Genomic DNA, 7,968 nt, shown 5'->3' with positions numbered 1-7,968 from the left:
GAACTATTTCCATGGATTCCAGAACTATTTCCATGGATTCCAGAACTATTTCCATAGTGCCAAGAAATGTTTCCCTGACGTCTTGGAAGCCCGGAAAGGCGTCATGGAATTCCCCAATGCCGCCACGGAGGTTTTCCCTGATGGAAGAAAATGTTCCCGTGGTGCCACGGAAAGTTTCCGTGACGCCGGGGAGCGGCAGGTTGACGGCAACGGCACTTACCGAAGCCAGACCTGAAGAATTCCTCCCGTCGTTCTGTCCCGCAGTACTTTAATCCTTTGGCTTCGCCGTTACCCGCCAGTTGATGATGATTTTGATGTCATCGTGAGCTTTGACTATACCCAGTTGCATTTTAGGACAAGGCGGCTGGATATTAAATTGCGTCATCTTAAGCGGAATGACCCCGTTGATTTGCAAGTCCTGGTTCTCCACAACCTGAACGGTCACCGGCATGTCAATCTTGTTGGTCACACCATGAATGATCAGCCAGCCCTTGGAATCACACTCAGCCGCATTGGTGGCGGTGACCGCCTTCTTGATGATCAGTTGCTCCAGGACGTACACGATCTTTCGGTAATCCGGCTGTTTCTCGACTTCAAAACCGTCGTACATGATCTCATCCATTTTGGCACCGCTACTGCTATGTATCGCATTCACCGGAATGACGACTCTTCCCTCGGCAGCAACCGGCCCCACCCCGTACCAAGGTATGCCATCCACCGTCAAAGAACCGCTAATCAACTTCCCTTCCGCCCACCAGTCGTGAATGCTGGACGTCCCCTCAATCCGGACCTTGGTGTTGTCACTCGGTTTGGAGCGGTAGCGGATGGCATTCATTGAAACCCCTGCTGCCGTGACTTGAGAAGCTGACGGCATCGGCGTAAAATCAGAGACTGCGGTTTGGGGAACAGGGTTAGAGCCAGAGGCATCAGGGTGAGTCATGGGCATTCCTCTGGCGTGCGGAGCAGCCGGCCGGTTTGTCACCGTCACCAGTGCAAACGCAGATTCCCTGGCTGCTTCGGCAGGCTCGTTCACCGTCGTCTGAACAATTTTCCGGACGAATATCTGGGTCGCCACCGTGGGGGCGGCCGGAACCGGCGGCGCACTGGCATGGCTGGCAGGCTTGGACAAACTCGCCCGGCCAGCCATGAAAGCCACCGCCGCCGTCAACACCAGAAACAGAATTGCCGTGCTCCGATTGATCATACCCGATTAGTGAAACTGTACTCTTTGGACGGAATCACGGCTGAAGTTCTTCAGACTCATTGTTTGATAATACCGGTCCATCACTTCCCCCCATTTTTATGCCGGCCATTTTTCTGCAAAATCAGGCGTGCGAACTTACACCAACCCCAGCCATCGCCAAGGTCCCCACAAAGCCATCAGGCCGCGCCGCGCCGCAGTACCGCCACAAACGCCCCATCCACGCCGTCTTTGAATGGCGTCAATTCCTGGTGTTGCTCCAATTGCCAAGCCGGAAATTCGGCGAGTAACTTTTTAACGAGGCCCAGGTTTTCCCCGGGTTCGAGGCTGCACGTGCTATAGACGAGGCACCCGCCGGGTTTGACATAGCGGATGGCCCGGCGCAAGAGGCTCAGTTGCCCGGCTTCCAGCCGCAACAGTTCGCTCGGTTCCAACCGCCAGCGCAGTTCCACCCGGCGCCGCATGACCCCGGTATTGGAACAAGGAGCGTCCACCAGCACCCGGTCAAAGGCCGCATCCAACTCCGGAGCCGGCGCGCTGCCGGGCCGGGCGACGGTGGCGCAGGTCACGCCCAGACGTTCCAGGTTTTCACGCAACACCGCCAGTCGGTGGTTATCCAAATCCTGAGCCAGCAGGTGGCCCCGATTTTCCATGCGTTGGGCGATATACGTCGTCTTACCGCCCGGCGCGGCGCAAAGGTCGAGGATCCGCTCGCCGGGTTGCGGGTCCAGCAGGTGAACCGCGAGCAGTGTGCTGGGGTCCTGGAGGTAATAGTGCCCGGCTTGCATACTGGCCAACTCCGCAAACGGCGGATGGCCGGTGAGTTCATAAACGTGTCCGGCGGGGAACCAGGCTCGTTCCAACGGAGCGAACGTCACGCCTTCGCGCGTCCACTCGGCCTGAAGTTCCGCCGGGGTGGCGCGCAATGTGTTCAGGCGGGCAAAGGTTTTGGGCGGCGTGTTGTTCCACTCCAGCAGGGCGCGGGTGGGGTACTGTCCCCAACGGGTGGTCCAGGCATCCACCAACCATTTGGGGTGCGAGTAACCGAGCGCGGGGTCGGTGTCCTTTAAGGTTTGCAGGGCCTGGCGGGTTTGCTCCCGCTCACGAGAATAGGCGCGGAGGATGGCGTTGATGAACCCGGCTTGTTGCGCCGGACAGCCAAACTCACGAGCCAGTTCGACGGTCTCATTAACGGCGGCATGGTCGGGAATGCGGTCCAGAAAGAACATCTGGTACAACCCCAAGGCCAGCAGATTGCTAACCAGCGGGGCGCAATGTTGGCGCGAAGCCTTGCGCCGTTCCAACCAGCCCAGCGTCGCCCGCCAGCGAATCACGCCGTACACCAGTTCCTGAACCAAACGACGGTCCAGCCCCGAGATTGGCTGCTGGCGCAGCTCCAGTTCGAGACGTTCTTCCACAAAGCCTTCGGCTGCCGTTCGCGGGTTCAGCAAACGGATGGCAATTTCTCTTGGTTTTTGACAGTTCACAGAGTAATAATGGCGCAGTGCGCGGTTATTGGGCGGGATCGTACCCCCGTAATGGCCGGTTGCACAGGCAATAAACGGGAAATTTGGCATAACGCATATTATTTGACACTATATGAGAGACGACATGAGAGACGAGTTTGATAAACTGGCGGCACAGGGCAAAATCAGCCCGAAACAAATCGAAGCCTTGGTGGCCTTGGCCACCAGTGGATTTTGCCACCATCGCAGTTGGGGCTTTGGCCAAATCACCACCATTGATACCGTTTTCGCTCGATTCCTCATTGATTTTCCGAATCGCCCAAGCCATCAAATGGATCTCGGCTTCGCCGCCGATTCGCTAAAGCCCATTCCCAAAGACCATATTCTGGCCCGCAAAGCATCCGACCTGGACGGTTTGCGCCAGATGGCGGCCTTGCACCACCTCGACCTCATCAAGTTGGTTTTGAACAGTTTTGGCGGCAAAGCCACCGTTGACCAGATCCAGCAGTCACTGGTGCCGGATGTCATTCGCGATGATTGGAAAAAGTGGTGGGAAGCCGCCCGCACGGAGATGAAAAAGGACGGGCACTTTGTGCTGCCGTTAAAGAAGACTGAGCCCTTGGCTTACCAGTCGAAAGAGGTCAGTCTGCAAGACCGTTTGATGGCCGAATTGCGTTCCGCGAAAGGGCTCAAAGCGCGCCACCTGGTCGCCACCGAACTCATGAACAATCTCAACGACTTGAAGGATAAGCAGGCCTGCGCCAAAGAAGCCATCCTCGGGTTGAACGCCGAGATTGCCTCCTATCAGCGCAACCAACCGTCCGTGGCGCTGGAAGCCGTCTTTGTGCGCGATGAACTGTGTGCCGCCATCGGCACGCAACCGGCCGAGGGCGAGATCACTGCCAACCATATCTGGCATAATGAGGTCAAGCTATCGCAGACCTTGGAAGCCGTGCCCGCCGCCAAGCAGCGCCGCATGCTGCTCTCATTCAAGGAAGCCTTTCCTGACCGCTGGCATGAATCTGTGCTGCGGGAAATCAACCGCATTCCGGCCAAGCTGGTGTCTGAATTCGCCCACCTGTTGGTCCAGGAACACAAACTGGAAGACCTGAAGCTGACGCTGGCCCGCCTGATTAGCCAGCACCAGGCCAGCACCGAGCTGCTGCTCTGGCTGGCCAAGGAACGCTCGGATGCCTACGCAGACATCCTCGGGCCGGAAGTCTTCCGCGCCATGCTCACCGCCATGGAGCGCGATCAATTCAACGAAAAGAAATCCAACCGCCTGCGTGACTTCATCCTGTCCGATCAGGAATTGCTCGTGGAACTGATCGGCTCGGCGGACATTGAAGTCATCAAGGACCTCACCCGCGCGCTGAAACTCTCCCCCTGCTTTGTGGATATGGACAAACGGTCGCTCCTGGCGCGCATCGTCAAGAGTTACCCGGCCATTCAATCCCTCATCTCCGGCGAGTCCACCAAGCAAGACAGCACCATCACGGTCTCCTGGGAAAGTCTCGAACGCCGCAAGAACGAGTACAGCGAACTCGTTCAAAAGAAGATTCCGGCCAACTCCAAGGAAATCGCCATCGCCCGCAGCTATGGCGATCTGCGCGAGAACCATGAATACAAGGCCGCCAAGGAAATGCAGAAACTCCTCATGCGCCGCAAATCAGAGTTGGAACAGCAATTGGTCAAAGCGCGGGGCACCGATTTCGCCAACGCGCGCACCGACGTGGCCGGCTTGGGCACGCGCGTCGAGGTGACCGATCTGCTCACCCAGCAACCGGAAACGTACACCATCATGGGCGCTTGGGATACCGAACCGGAAAAGCATATCATCAGCTATCTGACCCCCATGGCCAAGGCACTCATCGGGAATGCGGCGGGTACCGACGTGGAATTTGACATGAATGGCGTCATCAAGCGTTACCGGATCAATTCCATCGTGCTGGCTCCGCCCCTACCGCCCGTCACTCCTGTCGTTGCTGAATCAGCCCCGGCGGAGACCGACGAGAGTGTACCCGAAAATTCGCTGTAACCGCACGGCGTGAACCCAGCCGCTCCCAGCGTCTTGTTGCTCATTCCGGCGTATAACGAAGAGCAACGCATCGAACCGGTCCTGCGCGAGTATGGCGCCTGGTTTCAAAGTCATTATCCGGGGAAATTCCGGATGGTCGTGGTGCTGAATGGCTGCCGTGATAACACCTTGGGCGTGATCCAGTCCGTCGCCAAAGACTTCCCGAGTATTGAGGCGCTTGAGTTCGCCGCTCCGATTGGCAAAGGCGGGGCGCTTATCGAGGGGCTGAAGTTGGCCGATCAGGCGGATTTGATCGGTTACGTGGATGCGGATGGCGCGACCGGCCCACAGGCATTCCACGACCTGATCCAACACGCCGGTGAAGCGGATTGCGTGATTGGTTCCCGGTGGATTCAAGGCGCGGTATTGCATCAATCCCAAACCGGCAAGCGACAATTTGCCAGCCGGGTCTTTCACCTGATCGTGCAAGGTCTGTTCTGGATGGGGATTCGCGACACGCAATGCGGCGCCAAAATCATGCACAGCCGGATCATCAAGGATATTCTGCCCACGTTGCATATCGCGGACATGGCGTTTGATATCAACCTGCTTTACTCTATCAAACATCACGGGTTCAGTGTCCTGGAAACGCCAACCGAATGGACCGATAAGGCGGGCTCCAAAGTGACGTTGGGGCGCACCTCCTTCACCATGCTGCTCTCGGTGTTACGCCTGCGCGCCATTTATTCGCCCTTCTATCCCCTCTTGCGCCTGTGTCGTCCGCTGGAAGGTTGGATCTATAAATCGCTGCGCGCCCCAGTGCCGCGCGCGTCCGGCCGGCTTAAGAAAAACAAAGAGGACCAGACGCCGTAAAGCGACTCTCCTTTCGTGGCCAAGGTGGTGTTCCTGAAATAATCGCGAGACCTCGAATCCTTAAAACTTCTGCAAACCATGTCCCGCGAATATACGCTCAACCAGTACCGCCCGGTCACCAACCTGAGGATTGATTACGCGAAGGAGCTGAATCCCCAGCAGTACGAAGCCGTCACCGCCACGCCCGGTCCGGCGCTGGTGATCGCCGGGGCCGGTTCGGGCAAGACCCGCACGCTCACCTACCGCGTGGCGTTCCTCCTGGAGCAGGGCATCCCCGCCGACCGCATCCTGCTGCTCACCTTCACCAACAAGGCCGCCAAGGAAATGATGCGCCGCGTGATGGAATTGCTGGACGGCGCCAATACGGCGGTGTGGGGCGGCACGTTTCATTCCGTGGGCGCGCGCGTGTTGCGCCGGCACGCGGAAGCGGCGGGGTACCGCCCGGACTTCACCATCATTGACCGCGACGATGCGGATGACCTGATCAAGACCTGCACGGCGGAGGCGGGCGTGGACGTGAAGAAATCGCAATTCCCCAAGCCGAACGTGCTGGGCGAGATGATCTCCATGGCGCTCAACACCTGCCGCAGCCTGGCGGAACTCCTGAAAGAGGAGTACACCATTGACGACGCCCAGCTTCCGCAAATCCTCGACGTCGCCAAGCGTTACCAGGCCCGCAAACGCGCCACCAACGTCATGGATTTCGATGATTTGCTGGTGCTCTGGCTCAAGCTGCTCAAGGAAAACGCCGAGGCGCGGGAACTCTACCAGCGCAAATTCCAATTCATTTTGGTGGACGAATATCAAGACACCAACAAACTCCAAAGCGACCTCATTGACCTGCTGGCTGAGCACCACAAAAACGTCATGGTCGTGGGGGACGACTCGCAAAGCATCTACGCCTGGCGCGGCGCGAACTACAAAAACATCCTTGGCTTTCCGAACCGCTACGCCAATGCGCGCGTGTTCAAGATCGAGGTCAACTACCGCAGCACGCCGGAAATCCTGAACGTGGCCAACGCCGCCATCAAGGCCAACCTGAACCAATTCACCAAGCAACTGCAACCCGCGCGCAAGTCCGGCGAGAAACCGGCGCTGGTGGCCTGTGAGGATGGCCACCAGCAGGCGTCGTTCATCGCGCAACGCATCCTGGAACTTCAGGAGGCGGGCGTCGGCCTCAAAGACATTGCCGTGCTGTACCGTTCCCACTTCCATTCCCTCGAAGTGCAGATGGAACTCACCCGCCGCAACATCCCGTACAGCCTCACCAGCGGCATCCGCTTCTTCGAGCAGGCGCACATCAAGGATGTCACCGCCTATCTCAAACTACTGTGCAATCCGCTGGATGAATTAAGCCTCAAACGCATCGCGGCCATGATGCCCGGCGTGGGCGCCAAGGCGGCGGCCAAGCTATGGAGCGCCTGCCAGACCGCGTTCACCGAGGCCACCGCCCAAATGCCCGCGCCCGCCGCGCCGCCCGCTGAAGGAGAATCCGCCCCGCTCCCGCCGCATCCGCCGCTCGCCCCGGTGTTGGGCCAGTTGGCCCGCGTCGTCCCCGCCAAAGCCGCCAAAGACTGGCAGCAATTCACCGACACCATGGCGCAACTCGAAGAACCGGAACTGCGCGACCAACCGGGCAAGCTGATCGAACTCGTGGTCGAGGCGGGCTACGATGTCTATGTGAAGGAAAACTTCCAGAACTTCAAGAACCGGCTGGAAGACCTGGACCAGCTCGCCATGTTTGCGCGCCAGTTCCCCACCACCAGCGAATTCCTCACCCAACTCTCCCTGCTCACCAACGTGGAAGCCGAGCACGACCGCCAATCCGCCAAGGACGATGACCAGGTAAAGCTCACCACCATCCATCAGGCCAAGGGCCTGGAGTTCGACGTGGTCTTCCTCATCATGCTCAACGAAGGGTTGTTCCCCTCCGAACGCTCCACCGCCAGCTTGGAAGGCGAAGAGGAGGAGCGCCGCCTGTTCTACGTGGGCATCACCCGTGCCCGCAACGAACTCTACCTCAGTTACCCCCTCGTCCGCACCGTCCAAGCCTATTCCGGCAACTACTTCCTCACCCCCTCCCGCTTCCTGGGCGAAATCCCCAACGACCTGCTGGATGAATGGAAGTTGCGCCGGTGAGGCCCAGACGATCAACGCCGGGTTTGGGAAGTGACCTCTCCCCGTAGCCGCCGAAGTAATGAGGCGGATTCAACGAGCCGCCCCGTTGAATCCCTCCCGCGCTACACTCGCCGCAGTGCTTGGATCAACTCGTTGATCGTATTCAAGATCGTTCCCACCTCCCATTGCGTGGGGGGATCGCTCACGGTGAACTCCATCATCGCCACGCTGTTAGTAAGGGCGCATCTTGACACTGCTACGAATGGGGTGAAGTCCAGAGTTCTTCCCAGTGG

Annotated in this window: 6 protein-coding genes; 4 read left to right on the top strand and 2 right to left on the bottom strand. The window is 58.6% G+C overall.

Annotated elements, in window-relative coordinates:
• Positions 1 to 235, top strand: a 235-nt coding sequence (locus WCO56_27580) for a hypothetical protein (GenBank protein MEI7733363.1), incomplete at its 5' end; no start/stop codon positions are given.
• A 33-nt stretch (positions 236 to 268) separates the two neighbouring features.
• On the opposite strand, the gene WCO56_27575 is transcribed toward WCO56_27580, so the two are convergent.
• Positions 269 to 1,204: a YceI family protein gene (locus WCO56_27575; GenBank protein ID MEI7733362.1), complete on the bottom strand. Its 936-nt coding sequence runs from the start codon at positions 1,202 to 1,204 to the stop codon at positions 269 to 271.
• Positions 1,205 to 1,380: 176 nt separating this feature from the next.
• Positions 1,381 to 2,688, bottom strand: coding sequence for a 16S rRNA (cytosine(967)-C(5))-methyltransferase RsmB (gene rsmB / locus WCO56_27570; GenBank protein MEI7733361.1), 1,308 nt, complete (start codon positions 2,686 to 2,688; stop codon positions 1,381 to 1,383).
• Positions 2,689 to 2,812: 124 nt separating this feature from the next.
• Here rsmB and WCO56_27565 point away from each other — a divergent pair, with 124 nt between their 5' ends.
• From WCO56_27565 to WCO56_27555, 3 genes are all read left to right on the top strand, one after another.
• Positions 2,813 to 4,705, top strand: coding sequence for a GreA/GreB family elongation factor (locus WCO56_27565; GenBank protein MEI7733360.1), 1,893 nt, complete (start codon positions 2,813 to 2,815; stop codon positions 4,703 to 4,705).
• Between the two features lie 9 nt (positions 4,706 to 4,714).
• Entirely contained in the window at positions 4,715 to 5,557 is an 843-nt protein-coding gene (locus WCO56_27560; GenBank protein ID MEI7733359.1) for a glycosyltransferase, read from the top strand.
• Between the two features lie 78 nt (positions 5,558 to 5,635).
• Positions 5,636 to 7,696 carry a UvrD-helicase domain-containing protein gene (locus WCO56_27555; protein ID MEI7733358.1) on the top strand — a complete coding sequence of 687 codons (2,061 nt, stop codon included), beginning with the start codon at positions 5,636 to 5,638 and terminating at the stop codon, positions 7,694 to 7,696.
• The last annotated feature ends 272 nt before the right edge of the window (positions 7,697 to 7,968 follow it).

The sequence above is a fragment of the Verrucomicrobiota bacterium genome (assembly GCA_037139415.1).
Classification (GTDB): domain Bacteria; phylum Verrucomicrobiota; class Verrucomicrobiia; order Limisphaerales; family Fontisphaeraceae; genus JBAXGN01.
This window is presented reverse-complemented; position numbering and strand designations above follow the sequence as displayed.